We start from the raw sequence: 14,050 nt of genomic DNA on the forward strand, positions 1-14,050 counted from the left end.
CGCCTCGACGGGCGCCGGGTCGCGGTCGAATGCGGTCACGTCGTAGCCGGCCTCGACGAGGTTGCGCGTCATGGGGGCGCCCATGATGCCGAGTCCTATGAAGCCGACCTTGGTGTTCCCGGGTGTGTAGCTCATGCGTCGTTGCCTTTCGAAGTCGTCGCGTACGGGGGCTCATTCACCGGAGTCATGGCCTATGGGGCGGCGCGCAGCTCGCGTGGCAGCCAGCCGAAGGAGTCGGCGCTCGGTACGTCGCCCGGCTTGTACTCCAGGCCGACCCAGCCGTCGTAGCCGGCGTCGCTCAGCCGGTCGAGCAGCTCGGCGAAGTCCAGTTCGCCGGTGCCGGGGGCGCCACGGCCGGGGCAGTCCGCGATCTGCACGTGCCCGGTCCGCTCGGCGTAGGCGTCGATGACGCGGCGCAGGTCTTCGCCGTTCATCGCCAGGTGGTAGAGGTCCATCAGGAACTTCGCGTTGCCCAGCCCCGTCGCCGCGTTGACCTTGTCGACGACGTCGACCGCGCTGGGCGCGCTCACGAGGGGGTAGTGCGGTGACTCGGGTGCGTTGAGCGCCTCGATGAGCAGTACGGCGCCGACGCGGTCGGCGGCATGGGCTGCCGACGTCAGGTTCTCCAGGGCAAGTCGGTCCTGCTCGGCCTCGGTGACGCCCTCGACGCGGTTGCCGTACAGGGCATTGAGGGCGGTGCAGCCCATCGACTCCGCGAAGCCGGCGGCCACCTCCACGTTGCGCCGGAACTTCTCGGACTCCTGGCCCGGGACCGACAGCGCGCCGCGGTCCGGCCCCGGCAGCTGCCCGGCGTAGAAGTTCAGGCCGGTCAGCCGGGTGCCCGCATCGGTCAGCGCCCGGCGCAGCGCGTCCAGCTCGGACCGCTCCGGTGCGGGTTCGTCCACCCAGGGCCACCACAGCTCGACAGCGGTGAACCCGGCGGCGGCAGCGGCGGCCGGGCGCTCCAGGAGCGGCAGTTCGGTGAAGAGGATCGACAGGTTGACGGTGTAGCGGTGCTGGGCCACTGTGATCGTCCTCCCTTGGATAGTTCCGTATTATGGAAGTTGCTTTCTGCTTCATGGAAGAATGCTCTCGCAGGGCGAAACGTGTCAAGGGGGCGCGGCGCGCTTCGGCGCGAGTCGCGTAGGTTGGCGCTGTGCGATTGCGAGTGGAGTTCACGACCGAGCCCTTCGACCTGGACGAGGCTCCGCCGCATGCGCTGGTGGCCCGCGACGTGGTGCGCACGGCGCAGTTGGACTCCGTCGACGTGGGCCCGTTCGGCAACACGGCCGAGGGCGCGGCCGACGACGTACTCGCGGCGGTGAACGCAGTGCTGCGCGAGTCCCTCGGCGCCGGCGCCACCCGCGTCTCGCTTCAGCTCAACGTCATCGCCGACGAGGACGACGCGTGACCGGGGCCGAGGAGCACCCCTTCATCGCTGCGGTGCAGCCGCTGGTGGACGCCATGGGCGGCGAGATGGTGGGACCCGAGGAGGCGAAGGGCGACGACGTCGTCCTCGCCTGGGAGGGCGAGGACGTGGTGGCCGTACGGCTGCCCCACCTGTCCGAGTCCCTCGACCACATCCTCGCCGAGCTGGAACGCCGGCACGGGATGCCGCTGTCCGAACTGGACCGCAAGACGAAGCAGTCGGTGGTGCGCGTCCTGGAGACGCGCGGCGCCTTCTCCGTGCGCCACGGCGTGGAGACGGTCGCCGGCGCCCTCGGCGTTTCCCGGTTCACGGTGTACAACTACCTCAACCGCGAGACGGAGCAGTGCGCGGACAAGTGAGGTCCGGCTACGGCCCCACGGTTGGCCGCGGCGCTCGAGCTGTCTCCCGAAGACCGGAGCGGGCTGCTTGAGTACCGGAAGCGGCAGACGGGCCACCGCAGCCTTCGGGAGATGCCGCTCGGCTGATCAGTCCTGGAAGACCAGGCTCCGCTCACGGTCGGCCGCGCCCGCGAAGCCTTCAGCGAAGTTCTCCTCGACCTCGGCCTTCTCCGAAGCATCGGGGTTGGGATTGGTGCAGGAGGTTCCGGCGGTGGATCCGGACATCAGGCTCGAGCACGGGCCCGGCTTGATGTCGGGCAGACCGAGTATGTGTCCCAGCTCGTGGGCCGCGATGCGGGTGGTGTGGTAGCCCTGCTGCACCGCTTGACGGCCCATGTAGACGGTGCCGTTGCCGAGGCTGGTGGTGACGGCGCGCGGCCAGCCGTTGTCGGCGACGATGCGCACATTGGCCTGCTCACCGGCCCCGGCCGGTTCGAGGCGGACGCCGGCGACGCTCTCGTTCCAGACCTGCACGCCGCTGTCCACCGCCTCGGCGAACTCGGCGGACTGGCCGGCGTCGTAGGTGAGGACTGTCGGCGCGGCAGTCTTCTGCGGTGATTCCGCCGGGGCGGCCACTGCCTGGCCGCTCAGCAGAGCGAGAGCCGTCAGCGTCCCGACGAGGGCCGCTCGGGCGACATTACGGACCAACACATCAGCCTCCTGGTGGGGGACAGAGCTCAAGTGTTGGCGTGTTCATGCCCTGAATGACAACGGCGGATTCCTCCAGGGCGCAACTCCGGCGGCTGATTCTCAAGCGGGACCTTGCCGACCTGAAGGGATGTGCCTGGCCGGCTGGTTGCGGGCTTGGCCGTGGACGCCGTGACCGTGTCGCTCCGGTGTGGCCGCGAGTGACGCTCCTGATCGGCGGGGTCCGATCCCTCCTCGCACGCACGCGCACCGACCAGGCGCCGCCCGCGTGTTGACGGGTTGTCACAGGAATTTCACCGTGCGAGGTCTATCCGCATAGACAGCTGACTATCACGATAATCACACCGCTCGTCCCATAACCCCACCTTGGGAGCCAACACGCATGAGCAGCCACATACGCCGCGGCATACTCGCCACCCTGATAGCCATCGGCACCACAGCGGTCACCGTCCTGGGCAGCACCCCGGCCCATGCGGCTCTGCCCACCCCCATCGCCGCCTCTACGGCCCGCTCCTACCTCTCCTCCATGCCGGCCACGACCGAGCACTCCCGCACCGGTTACGACCGCGACCTGTTCCCGCACTGGATCACCATCAGCGGCACCTGCAACACCCGGGAAACCGTCCTCAAGCGTGACGGCACCGGCGTGGTCACCGACTCGGCATGCGCCGCCACCAGCGGCAGTTGGTACTCGCCCTATGACGGGGCCACGTGGAGCGCGGCCTCCGACGTCGACATCGACCACCTCGTGCCCCTGGCGGAAGCGTGGGACTCGGGCGCCTACGGCTGGTCCACCTCCACGCGGCAGGGCTTCGCCAACGACCTCACCCGGCCCCAACTCCTGGCGGTCACCGACAACGTGAACCAGTCCAAGGGAGACCAGGACCCCGGCACCTGGTGGCCCTCTCGCACCGCCTACCGCTGCACCTACGCCCGCGCATGGGTCCAGGTGAAGCACCATTACGGACTCACGGTCGACTCCGCGGAAAAGAGCTCCCTGTCCTCGGTCCTCAACGGCTGCTGACAGCACAACGTCCGCCCGCCTTCGGCCCACGGGGGAGGCCGGAGCGCGGGCGGACATCCAGTGGCCCTCCCCGACACGCGGTCCGCGTGCCAGGCTGGCCACATGACCGACGATCCTGACGACGCGGATGCGAGCCGGCTGGCCGCCGAGGCGCTCTCGCGGGACGATCCGACCGGGTGGTTCGAGCGGCTCTACGCGGAGGCCGCGGCCGGTGACGCGATCGTGCCGTGGGACCGCGACGAGCCGAACCCGCTGCTCGTCGAGTGGGCCGGCCTGCGTGAGCTCGACGGGGCGGGCGGCAAGCAGGCGCTGGTGGTCGGCTGCGGACTCGGGCGGGATGCGGAATACGTCGGGGGGCTCGGCTTCCGCACCATCGCCTTCGACATTTCCGAGACAGCCGTCCGTGGTGCGCGGGCTCGTTTCCCCGGGTCCGCGGTGGACTACGTGGTGGCCGATCTGCTGGACCCGCCCGCCGAGTGGGCCGGCGCGTTCGACCTCGTGGTGGAGTCGATCACCGTGCAGTCCATGCCGTTGACCGTACGCGCTGACGCGATCGTCCATGTCGGGCGCATGGTGGCGCCCGGCGGCGTACTGGTGGTGATCTCCGGGATCCGCGAGGAGGGCGAGGACGTGGACGGCCCGCCGTGGCCGCTCACTCGGTCGGAGGTGGAGTCGTTCGCAGCCGGTGGGTTGCGCGCCATCCGAGTAGAGCAGGTGCCACGTCCGGAGCAGCCGGGCGCCTACCGGTGGCGCGCGGAGTTCCGGCGGACGTGAGCCCGCAATCGATGACCTCGGCCGGTCTCGGCGGCACGGACGTCCCAGTCGTTTTCAACAAAGTGTTGACGTGGTGTGCCCCGGGGGCTTAGCTGTTCCCAGCCCGGAACAGCACCACGCTTCGGAGGCCCCTACGTGACCGCGTCCCCCGCAGCACCAGGTCTGACCTGGCTCAACTCGGCCGCCGAGAGCGACGCCCGCGCCGCGCTCGAGGAGGTCTGCGCCGCCCGCGCCTGGGCGGCCACTCTGCTCGCCCGGCGCCCGTACGCCGACACCGCGGCCCTCTTCACCGCGAGCGACACCGCCATGGCCGAGCTCACCGCGGCGGACCTGGCCGAGGCGATGGCGGGCCATCCGCCCATCGGGCGGCCCCGGCCCGGCGACCCGGCCTCCGCCCGCGAACAGCGCGGCATGGCCGACGCCGACGGGCGGCTCAAGGCGGAGATGCTCGAACTCAACCTGGCCTACCAGGAGAAGTTCGGGCACGTCTTCCTGATCTGCGCGACCGGACTGACGGCCGAGCAGCTGCGCGACGCGGCGCGCCACCGCATCGACAACTCACCGGCGGCGGAAGGTGAGATCGTCCGCACCGAGCTGACGAAGATCAACCGCATCCGGCTGGCACGTCTGGCCGAAAAGACCGGTCTGACGGAGAAAGAGGGCGAGCGAGAATGAGCAGCGCACACGCCACCACGACGGCGTCGGTGTCCACACACATCCTGGACACCAGCGCCGGCAGCCCCGCCCGGGGTGTCGCCGTCGAGGTGTCGGGACGTACGGGCCGCAGCGACGGATGGGCGGTGCACGGCGCGTCGCGTACGGACGCGGACGGGCGCTGCAAGGACCTGCCGCTGCTGCCGGAGGGCACCACGCACGCGCGGCTCACCTTCGAAGTCGAGCCGTATCTCCAGAGCAAGGCCGACGAACGGGCCGAGGCGCGGCACGCGAACGCCCCGAGTTTCTTTCCCGAGGTCACCGTGGTCTTCGCGGTGACACCCGGCGAGCACTATCACGTGCCGCTGCTGCTCAATCCGTACGGCTATTCCGTCTACCGAGGGAGCTGACCCCGACATGCCCACGATCCTCGGCCAGAACCAGTACGGCAAGGCGGAGAACCGCGTCGTCAAGATCACCCGGGACGGCGACACCCACCACATCAAGGACCTCAACGTCTCGGTCGCCCTCAGCGGCGACCTCGACGAGGTCCACTACTCCGGCTCCAACGCCCACGTCCTGCCCACCGACACCACCAAGAACACCGTGTTCGCCTTCGCCAAGGCGCACGGCATCGAGTCCCCCGAGCAGTTCGGCATCGCGCTGGCCCGCCACTTCGTGGACAGTGCCGAGCCGATCAGCACGGCCCGCATCCGCGTCGAGGAGTACGCATGGGAGCGCATCGCGGCCTCCCTGGGGGAGGACGGGACCGGCCACTCCTTCGTCCGTACGGGACAGGAGACCCGCACCGCGCAGATCAGCTATGACGGTGACAGCCTCCAAGTCCTCAGCGGACTCAAGGGACTGACGGTCCTCAACTCCACCGACTCGGAGTTCTGGGGCTACCTCAAGGACCAGTACACGACCCTCAAAGAGGACTACGACCGCATCCTCGCCACCGACGTGACCGCCGTGTGGCGGCACACCTGGACCGGCGACGCGCAGGCTGCCGCGCCCGACTGGCGGCAGTCCTACGAAGGAACCAAGGCGCACATGCTGCGGGCCTTCGCCGAGACCTACTCCCTCTCGCTCCAGCAGACCCTCTACCAGATGGGTTCGCGCGTGCTGGAAAACCGCCCGGAGCTGGAGGAGATCCGCTTCTCCATGCCCAACAAGCACCATTTCCGGGTGGATCTGACCCCGTTCGGCATCAAGAACGACGCCGTCGACGGCGCGGTCTACATCGCCGCCGACCGCCCGTACGGCCTCATCGAGGCCACCGTGCTGCGGGACGGTGCCGAAGCCCTGATACCGGTCGACACGACCAACCTCTGACCCCGACCCGGGCGCGCCCCAGCAGCGAGGACTCACATGGCAGACCGAACAGAGCGCGAACGCGTCGTCATCGAGAACTGTGCCGTCGCGACCGTCGACGCCGACGGCACCGAACACGCGAGCGGCCACATCGTCGTCGCCGGGAACCGGATCGAGTCCGTCGGCGCCGGCCCCGCCCCGGACGGGCTGCGCGACGTCGTGCGGCGTGTGGACGGCACCGGGCACCTGGCCACGCCCGGACTCATCAACACCCACCACCACTTCTACCAGTGGCTCACCCGCGGCCTCGCCCAGAACGCCAACCTCTTCGACTGGCTCGTCGCCCTCTATCCCGTCTGGGCCCGGATAGACGAGGACATGGTCTACGCCGCGGCCCGCGGCTCCCTCGGCATGATGGTGCGCGGCGGCGTCACCACCGCGGTGGACCACCATTACGTCTTCCCGCGCGGGGCCGGAGACCTGCTCGGCGCCGAGATCCGCGCCGCCCGCGAGCTGGGCGTCCGCTTCAACCCCACCCGGGGCTCCATGGATTCGGGGGAGTCGGACGGCGGGCTGCCGCCGGACTTCGCCGTCGAGACGACGGACGAGGCGCTCGCCGCCACCGAAGCGGCCATCGACACCTACCACGACCCGGGCTTCGACTCGATGCTGCGGATCGGCGTCGCTCCCTGCTCGCCCTTCTCGGTCACCACCGAACTGCTCCGACAAGCAGGCGAGTTGGCGCGGCGCAAGGGCGTACGGCTGCACACGCACGGCTCGGAGACGGTGGAGGAGGAGAAGTTCTGTCACGAGAAGTTCGGGATGGGACCGACGGACTATCTCGAGTCGGTGGGCTGGCTCGGCGACGACGTGTGGATGGCGCACTGCGTGCACATGAGCGACGCCGACCTCACCGCCTTCGGACGTACGGGTACGGGCGTCGCCCACTGCCCGTCCTCCAACGCCCGGCTCGGCGCGGGCATCGCCCGGGTCCCCGACATGCTGACCGCCGGTGTCCCGGTCGGCCTCGGCGTTGACGGCACCGCCTCCAACGAGTCCGGTGAACTGCACACCGAACTGCGCAACGCGCTGCTCATCAACCGCCTCGGCGCTCACAAGGAGAAGGCCCTCACGGCGCGCCAGGCGCTGCGACTGGGCACCTACGGCGGCGCCCAAGTCCTCGGCAGGCAGGCGGAGACCGGCTCACTGGAGCCGGGCAAGCTCGCCGACCTGGTGCTGTGGCGGGTGGACGGCATCGGGCACTCCTCGATCGCCGACCCGGTCGCCGCGCTCGTACTCGGCTCCGCCCCGCCCGTCACCCTCTCCATGGTCAACGGGCGAACGGTGGTGGAGGACGGTCGTCTCGTCACGGCCGACGAGGAGCTGATCGCGCGCGGCGCACGGGATGAGGCGCGGCGCCTCGCCCGTATCGCCGGGGAAGCGGGCTGATCCGGTTGATCCGGCGCCTCACCGGCACACCCACCCCATGAACTCCGGCCGGGAGGGACGGCTCCCGGCCGGATCAGGCAAGATCGAGCAGCACCGCCGTTCCCGGGGCGTGGCCCAACCCTTCACGCTCCCGGGACGGTCCGGCACCACCGGGCGCAACGGCACCGCACCCGCAGCATGACCGTGACCTCTGACTTCGACAGGAGGACGCCGTGGCCGATACGCCCGGGTTCAGCGCGCAAGGCAAGCAGCCGACGGACAGCGAGGACGGGCCGGAAGGCGGGCCCGACGGGCCTGCGGGGGAGGGGAAGCACCCGGTCGACCAGTCGCTGCCGCCGCTCAAGCTCCTCACCACCGGCCTGCAGCACGTCACGGCGATGTACGCGGGCGTGGTGGCGCCGCCCTTGGTGATCGGCGCGGCCGTCGGGCTGTCCGTCACCGAACTCACCTTTCTCACCGGCGCCAGCCTCTTCCTGGCGGGCATAGCGACCCTCCTGCAGACTCTCGGCGTCTGGCGGATCGGCGCTCGGCTGCCCTTCGTCAACGGAGTCACCTTCGCCTCCGTCGCCCCGATGCTGGCGATCAACAAGGCGGAAGGGCCCGAGAACGCGCTGCCGGTCATCTTCGGCGCCTGCATGGTGGCGGCGGCGCTCGGCTTCGTACTCGCCCCGTACTTCAGCAAGCTGGTGCGTTTCTTCCCGCCCGTCGTCACCGGCACCGTCATCACCCTCATCGGTGTCTCGCTGATGCCGGTCGCCTTCAACTGGGCGCAGGGCGGCGACCCGCAGAACCCGCACTACGGCGACACGAAGAACATCGCCATGGCGGGCGCCACGCTCGTCGTCGTACTGCTGCTGCGCCGCTTCACGGGCGGCTTCGTCAAGCAGGTCGCGGTGCTGCTGGGGCTGGTGGTCGGCACCCTCATCGCGATACCGGCCGGGCTCACGGACTTCAGCGCCCTCGGCAAGGCCGACGTCATCGGCTTCCCGACTCCGTTCCACTTCGGCGCACCGCAGTTCGCCCTCGCCGCCATCGTCTCCATGTGCGTGGTCATGCTCGTCTCCATGACCGAGTCCACCGCGGACATGCTCGCGCTGGGGGAGATCGTCGACCGCCCCGCGGACGAGCGGACGATAGCCGCCGGGCTACGGGCCGACACCCTCGGCTCTTTCCTCAGCCCCTTCTTCAACGGCTTCCTGTGCACCGCCTTCGCCCAGAACATCGGTCTGGTCGCGATGACCAGGATCCGCAGCCGCTACGTGGTCGCCGCCGGCGGCGGCATCCTGATTCTGATGGGGCTGTGCCCGGTCGCCGCCGCCCTGATCGCGACGGTGCCGCAACCGGTGCTGGGCGGCGCGGGCGTGGTGCTCTTCGGCTCGGTCGCCGCCAGCGGCATCCGGACCCTGGCCAAGGCGGACCTGGACAAGGACAACAACGTCCTGATCGTGGCCGTCTCCCTGGCGGTCGGTGTCATCCCCGTCGCCGCACCCGAGTTCTTCCACACGCTCCCGGAGAGCGCGAAGATCATCCTGGACTCCGGCATCTCCACCGGCTGCATCACTGCGGTCGTGCTCAACCTGCTCTTCAACCACGTGGGCCGGCGGGGCGGTGAGATGCCGCCGGGCGACCGCGCGGTCCCGCAGCAGCGCGAGGTCGACGCGGGGGAACGGGCCCGCTGACCCCGAACAGCAGCCACGTCGAACGGTTGGCCGCCGGCGGAATATCGGATTGGGGCCGCCGTTCGGGGGACGTGGCGGCTGAAGCGGCAGCCTCGGGGGGTGTCGTTTCAGGCCGTCGCGTCCCGGGCGCACTAGGAAGTGCGTCATGATCTCCATGCGACTCACCCGGCGCCTCGCCGCCGTCTCCTGCGGTCTCGCCCTCACCGCCACCCTCTGCGCCGGAACCTCTACGGCAGACAGCGCACGCTCCTCCGCCTCCGAAACCGTCGCCGCAGCAGCGGCGCACGGGCGCTCCGCCATGGCGGGGAACCTGATCAGGAACGGTACGTTCGACGCCCCGACGCTCCCGAACAAGGCCAAGAGCCGACGGGACGGCGACAGCGTGCAGGGTGAGATGAAGGGCTGGGAGGGAATCAACCCGGGCGGATTCGACCTGCTGAACGCCAAGCTCGCCGCCCACCCCAGGGGCTACCAGGCGGTGGACCTGGGGGCGGAGTACTCGGCGGACGGCGGGATCGAACAGGACATCCGCACCGAGGACGGCGGCAGCTACACGCTGAGCTTCGAGCACAGCCCGGACGCCTGGAAGCGCTGCAAGAACCAGGACACGTCCTTCTCGGTCACTGTGACCGACAGGACGACGGGAGCGAATATGGAGCAGACGCTCCGTGCCGCCACTGCGGACGGATCGGCTCACTGGAAGTCGGTCGAGATGCAGTTCTCCGCGGGCGGAACCGACTCGAACGTCGCCTTCAGGGGCAACGGCTCGTCAAGCTGTCAGGCGGCCATCACCAACGTGCGCGTGCAGCAGACCGGCTGACTGAAGTAGTCCTGGCCCAAGAGAACAGTGCCCCGGGGCCCGGCCCGGCCCCGGGGCACTGTCTCACCGCTTACGGGCGAGTCCGCCGTACATCGCGTCGTCCCGGTCATCCACCGGGTCGGCGTCTGGCAGGCGATTCCACTTGTGGGCCTGTACGACACCGGGGTCGACCAGGTCCATCCCGTCGAAGAAGGCGGACGCCTCGGCGCGGGTGCGCAACTGCATGGGCATTCCCCGGCGTTCGTACTCCTCCGCCACCCGGCCGACTTCCCGCGGGGCGAAGTCGGCCGTGCCGATCGTCGCGGCGAGGTAGCTGCCGGAAGGGAGCGGGTCCAGCAGGCGCCGGACCAGGCCGTGATCGTCGTCGGCGGTGTGGATGAAGTGGAGAATTCCGATCACCATCAGCCCCACCGGCTGGGACAGGTCGAAGGTCTCCTCGACCGCCGGGTCGGACAGGATGGCGTCCGGGTCGCGCATGTCGGCGTCGATGTAGGCGGTCCTCCCCTCCGGACTGCTCGTCAGCAGTGCCTGGGCGTGGGTGAGGACGATGGGGTCGTTGTCGACGTAGACCACCCGCGCTTCGGGTGCTTCCCCCTGAACGACTTCGTGCAGGTTGGGTGAGGTGGGCAGGCCGGTGCCGATGTCCAGGAACTGCCGCACCCCCTTCTCCCGGGCCAGGTAGCGGCCCGCGCGGTGCATGAAGGCCCGGTTCTCGGCCATGTGGACGGGCAGCGCCGGCCACTCCCGTACCATTGCGTCCCCGGCCTGCTTGTCGACGTCGTAGTAGTCCTTGCCACCGAGGATGTAGTCGTACACCCGCGCGGAGTGCGCCTCGCCGGTCTCCACCGGCCTGGGTCCGCTGTGGGAAGTCATCGCGCTCCTCCGAGCTGCAGATCGTGCTGAACGGGCGGGAAACTGACTGGAGTTGACGGGAAGTCGGGTCGGGCCGCCCAGCGTAATCGCGTTCGCGCGATGCCGCTCCCCGCCTGCGCCGGGCGCGGTATCGAGCCCCAGCGTCACGCCGCGCCTCAGGCCGTACGTCGCCCGATGCCGGGGGAGATTTCTCGTCAGCCCTTGAGTGGGAACGAATGGTGCTCGTGCGCCACCACCCAGCGTCCGCGTTCCTTGCGCAGCCCGAAGGTCAGGCGCAGGCGGTTGCCGGGGTCCGCTCGCAGCTCGTCCTGAGTTCCGCAGCGCAGCAACGCGTGCGCGAAGGCGACATCGTCTCCTGCCGTGACGTCGATCGAGACGATCTCGAAGGAGGCGCCCAGTCGCTGCCAGGTGAAGAACGGCGGCCACGTCTCCCGGTAGCGGTCCATGCCCCGTACCCCGTCGTTGGGTGGCGGCACATCGAACATCACGATGTCGTCGGAGTGATCGGCGAGGACCCCGTCCATGTCACCCTCGTGCACGGCCCTCGCCCATCGCTCGATCAGCGTCCGGATCTGCGTCTCGTCGTCATCCACGGCCGGTCCCTTCGTGGCCGCCGCTCGGCGGCGGCCTTGCTGGAATGTGTGCGACGTGGGGACCACCGCGACGACCGCAACTCATCGCTCTTCGTCTACTCCGCCATGAGGAGGCTGACCGCGTTGCGTTCGAGCCTCGCGCACGAGTCCACGATGCCGGCCATCTCGTCGAACAACTCGCGTCGGCTGCCCTCCTCCGGCGCCTCGTAGTCCGCGGCGAGCGCGTCGGCCCGGTCTCCCATAGCGCGGATCTCCGCTCCCGCGGCGGGGCCGTGTGACATGACCAGGCGTATCCGTTCCTCGCAGATCTCGGTGTAGTCACCCAGCCCCGATACGGTCTCCAGGGCGAGGGCGGCCAGCCGCTCCCATCCGTGTCCCGACTCGCGGAACAGCTCCGCCGCTTCCGGTTCACCGGCCCGGTCGAGGAACCGTGCGTACAGCGGTCGCGTCGCGCCGGGCGCGGTGTACTCGATCTCCAGGCATCCGTACAGCCTGCGTACGCCGTGGAAGAACGGAACCGGCCGGCCGAAGGCGAACGGTGCGAGCCCCTCGCGCAGACCCGTCATCATCGCCGGGAAAGGCCGACAGGGAAGCGACCCGGAAGCCGGCACGCCCGCGATGACAAGAAGGTCACCTTCGCCTCTGCGGTGCCAGGGAGCGTGAGTACCCGGTCAAGAGGTCAGGCGCACAGACAGCGCCAAGGACGCAGTGTAGCCCCTCGCCCACGCTGCGCGGGTTTGTTCGACGGTCGAAAGACGGGCGACATGGGCACTGCTCTCCTCTGACCTGGAGGGTTGATGTGTTCGGAGCCTTCATGGTCAAGGGGTGTATCGATTCGATCCCCTCGAGTGGCCTTAGGGGTATCATTTGATACATGCCTTCTACGGATGACTCTCGGCTGGAGCAGCGCCTGGCCGGGCTTCCCCCCACGTTCACCGCAGCGCAGGCACGTCAGGCCTTGCTCTCCCCTCGTGACCTGGCGGCTTCGGTCAGGGAAGGGACGATCGACGAACTCTCCCGCGGTGTCTACCGGCGCGCGGACGCGCCGGAGACCGCGCACGCGGACCTGCTGGCCGTGTGCACGCGGGCCCCTCGCGCCGTTGTCTGCGGCGAGTCCGCGCTGGCCTTGCATGAGCTGATCGACGACATCCCGGCAGCGGTGCACATTGCCGTGCCCCGCGGTTCCCGACGCCCGGCGATCTCCTATCCGCCCGTTGTCATCGCCCAGTACGCAGCGAGGACGTTCCCCATCGGTATCGAACCCTTCCAAGCCGCGCCGGGAGAAACGGTCCCGGTGTACAGTGCCGCCCGCAGCGTCGTCGATGCCATGCGCCACCGCCATCGCCTCGGTGAAACACTCGCCCTGGCGGCGCTCGGCCGCTACCTGCGCAGCAGCGGACGCGGCGGAGTCGGTGAACTCCAGCGCATCGCTCGTGAATTGGATGCGCTGTCCGTCATTCGTCCAGCCGTTGAGGCGGTACTCGCCTGATGCCCAATCCCACACGCGACACGACCGCCGGACGTGTCTACAACGACCTGCGCAACCTGGCCCGCCGAAACGGCCGTTCGACGGACGAGGTGATGGTCGAGTACGTACTCGAGCGGTTCCTCTACCGCCTGGCGATGTCGCCGCTCGGACGGGAGCACTTCGTTCTCAAGGGTGGTCTGCTCCTCGCCCAGTTCGGTGCCCGCAGGATGACCCGTGACATCGACATTCTCGGCCGCTCGTTCCCTGGAGATGATGGCGAGATCGTCCGCAGAATCGGCGTGATCGCCGCCACCGAGGTCGATGACGGCGTGGAATTCGACCCCACGACGCTGAAGACAGCACCCATCCGGGAGGAGGGTGAATACCACGGTCTGCGCCTGACCATGGCCGCGTCGGTCGCCCGCGCCCGGCTCAAGCTCCAACTCGATGTAAGTTTCGGCGATCCCGTCACTCCCGGGCCCCGGACCATCAACTACCCGCAGCAACTCGCGGCCGAGAGCTTCGAGATCTTCGGCTACCCACTCGCCACTGTCATCGCCGAAAAGCTCTCCACCGCTGTCTCGCTGGGTGACCTGAACACCCGTGATCGTGACTACGCGGACCTCTACCGCCTTCTGTCCCTCAACAACCTCGACGGTGGAGAGCTCACCGCGGCGCTGGCTGCCACCGCCGCACACCGGGGCATCACTCTGAAACCGCTCAGCACCTCGATCACGGATCTCGCGGAGCGCCGCCAGACCGCCTACGCCGCATGGCGCCGTCGACAGGGTTCCGCTGCAACGAGCTATCCCGAACTTTTCACCGACGTGATCCGGCAGGTCACCTCCTTCGCGGATCCTCTCCTCGCCGGCAAGGCCACCACCCACAGTTGGGACACAGCGACCGGCGCGTGGTCCTGAAGCGCCT

At 69.3% G+C, this 14,050-nt stretch carries 18 protein-coding genes; 12 read left to right on the top strand and 6 right to left on the bottom strand.

Features of this window, described 5'->3' with window-relative positions:
- Together ACRDP3_RS26125 and ACRDP3_RS26130 are read right to left on the bottom strand one after the other, a co-directional pair.
- Window positions 1-135, bottom strand: a 135-nt coding sequence (locus ACRDP3_RS26125; RefSeq protein ID WP_431519493.1) for an NAD(P)-binding domain-containing protein, incomplete at its 3' end; no start/stop codon positions are given.
- Between the two features lie 56 nt (window positions 136-191).
- Window positions 192-1,025 (bottom strand): TIM barrel protein, encoded by an 834-nt coding sequence (locus ACRDP3_RS26130; RefSeq protein ID WP_431519466.1) that lies wholly within the window; start codon window positions 1,023-1,025, stop codon window positions 192-194.
- 131 nt (window positions 1,026-1,156) lie between these two features.
- Between ACRDP3_RS26130 and ACRDP3_RS26135 the strand changes: the two genes are divergently transcribed.
- On the top strand, window positions 1,157-1,411 hold the full coding sequence (locus ACRDP3_RS26135; protein ID WP_431519467.1) for a hypothetical protein: 255 nt from the start codon (window positions 1,157-1,159) through the stop codon (window positions 1,409-1,411).
- Window positions 1,412-1,464: 53 nt separating this feature from the next.
- Window positions 1,465-1,788 (top strand): helix-turn-helix domain-containing protein, encoded by a 324-nt coding sequence (locus ACRDP3_RS26140; protein ID WP_431519494.1) that lies wholly within the window; start codon window positions 1,465-1,467, stop codon window positions 1,786-1,788.
- A 126-nt stretch (window positions 1,789-1,914) separates the two neighbouring features.
- Here the strand turns inward: ACRDP3_RS26140 and ACRDP3_RS26145 are convergent, their stop codons facing one another.
- Window positions 1,915-2,478, bottom strand: a complete 564-nt coding sequence (locus ACRDP3_RS26145; protein WP_431519468.1) for a snapalysin family zinc-dependent metalloprotease — start codon at window positions 2,476-2,478, stop codon at window positions 1,915-1,917.
- Window positions 2,479-2,857: 379 nt separating this feature from the next.
- On the opposite strand from ACRDP3_RS26145, the gene ACRDP3_RS26150 reads away from it, so the two are divergent.
- The 8 genes from ACRDP3_RS26150 (at window position 2,858) to ACRDP3_RS26185 (ending at window position 10,189) form a co-directional block, all read left to right on the top strand.
- Window positions 2,858-3,499: an HNH endonuclease family protein gene (locus tag ACRDP3_RS26150; protein ID WP_431519469.1), complete on the top strand. Its 642-nt coding sequence runs from the start codon at window positions 2,858-2,860 to the stop codon at window positions 3,497-3,499.
- A gap of 102 nt (window positions 3,500-3,601) precedes the next feature.
- Window positions 3,602-4,273, top strand: coding sequence for a class I SAM-dependent methyltransferase (locus tag ACRDP3_RS26155; protein ID WP_431519470.1), 672 nt, complete (start codon window positions 3,602-3,604; stop codon window positions 4,271-4,273).
- A gap of 135 nt (window positions 4,274-4,408) precedes the next feature.
- Window positions 4,409-4,948 carry a 2-oxo-4-hydroxy-4-carboxy-5-ureidoimidazoline decarboxylase gene (uraD, locus tag ACRDP3_RS26160; RefSeq protein ID WP_431519471.1) on the top strand — a complete coding sequence of 180 codons (540 nt, stop codon included), beginning with the start codon at window positions 4,409-4,411 and terminating at the stop codon, window positions 4,946-4,948.
- A complete protein-coding gene (gene uraH / locus ACRDP3_RS26165; RefSeq protein WP_431519472.1) occupies window positions 4,945-5,337 on the top strand; it encodes a hydroxyisourate hydrolase in 393 nt (130 codons plus the stop codon). Before uraD ends, uraH begins: the two co-directional genes overlap by 4 nt.
- A gap of 7 nt (window positions 5,338-5,344) precedes the next feature.
- Window positions 5,345-6,262 (top strand): factor-independent urate hydroxylase, encoded by a 918-nt coding sequence (gene pucL / locus ACRDP3_RS26170; protein WP_431519473.1) that lies wholly within the window; start codon window positions 5,345-5,347, stop codon window positions 6,260-6,262.
- A gap of 36 nt (window positions 6,263-6,298) precedes the next feature.
- Window positions 6,299-7,690: an 8-oxoguanine deaminase gene (locus tag ACRDP3_RS26175; protein WP_431519474.1), complete on the top strand. Its 1,392-nt coding sequence runs from the start codon at window positions 6,299-6,301 to the stop codon at window positions 7,688-7,690.
- 212 nt (window positions 7,691-7,902) lie between these two features.
- Window positions 7,903-9,369: a nucleobase:cation symporter-2 family protein gene (locus ACRDP3_RS26180; RefSeq protein ID WP_431519475.1), complete on the top strand. Its 1,467-nt coding sequence runs from the start codon at window positions 7,903-7,905 to the stop codon at window positions 9,367-9,369.
- A gap of 145 nt (window positions 9,370-9,514) precedes the next feature.
- Window positions 9,515-10,189, top strand: a complete 675-nt coding sequence (locus ACRDP3_RS26185; protein WP_431519476.1) for a DUF642 domain-containing protein — start codon at window positions 9,515-9,517, stop codon at window positions 10,187-10,189.
- A gap of 63 nt (window positions 10,190-10,252) precedes the next feature.
- Here ACRDP3_RS26185 and ACRDP3_RS26190 read toward each other — a convergent pair whose 3' ends face one another.
- From ACRDP3_RS26190 to ACRDP3_RS26200, 3 genes are all read right to left on the bottom strand, one after another.
- Window positions 10,253-11,062 (bottom strand): SAM-dependent methyltransferase, encoded by an 810-nt coding sequence (locus ACRDP3_RS26190; protein WP_431519477.1) that lies wholly within the window; start codon window positions 11,060-11,062, stop codon window positions 10,253-10,255.
- A gap of 194 nt (window positions 11,063-11,256) precedes the next feature.
- Window positions 11,257-11,655, bottom strand: coding sequence for a nuclear transport factor 2 family protein (locus ACRDP3_RS26195; protein ID WP_431519478.1), 399 nt, complete (start codon window positions 11,653-11,655; stop codon window positions 11,257-11,259).
- Between the two features lie 95 nt (window positions 11,656-11,750).
- Window positions 11,751-12,224 carry a hypothetical protein gene (locus tag ACRDP3_RS26200; protein ID WP_431519479.1) on the bottom strand — a complete coding sequence of 158 codons (474 nt, stop codon included), beginning with the start codon at window positions 12,222-12,224 and terminating at the stop codon, window positions 11,751-11,753.
- Between the two features lie 305 nt (window positions 12,225-12,529).
- On the opposite strand from ACRDP3_RS26200, the gene ACRDP3_RS26205 reads away from it, so the two are divergent.
- Together ACRDP3_RS26205 and ACRDP3_RS26210 are read left to right on the top strand one after the other, a co-directional pair.
- Window positions 12,530-13,144, top strand: coding sequence for a type IV toxin-antitoxin system AbiEi family antitoxin domain-containing protein (locus tag ACRDP3_RS26205; RefSeq protein ID WP_431519480.1), 615 nt, complete (start codon window positions 12,530-12,532; stop codon window positions 13,142-13,144).
- Window positions 13,144-14,043 (top strand): nucleotidyl transferase AbiEii/AbiGii toxin family protein, encoded by a 900-nt coding sequence (locus ACRDP3_RS26210; RefSeq protein WP_431519481.1) that lies wholly within the window; start codon window positions 13,144-13,146, stop codon window positions 14,041-14,043. Before ACRDP3_RS26205 ends, ACRDP3_RS26210 begins: the two co-directional genes overlap by 1 nt.
- Window positions 14,044-14,050: the final 7 nt, after the last annotated feature.

Source organism: Streptomyces sp. (assembly GCF_050698815.1).
GTDB lineage: Bacteria > Actinomycetota > Actinomycetes > Streptomycetales > Streptomycetaceae > Streptomyces.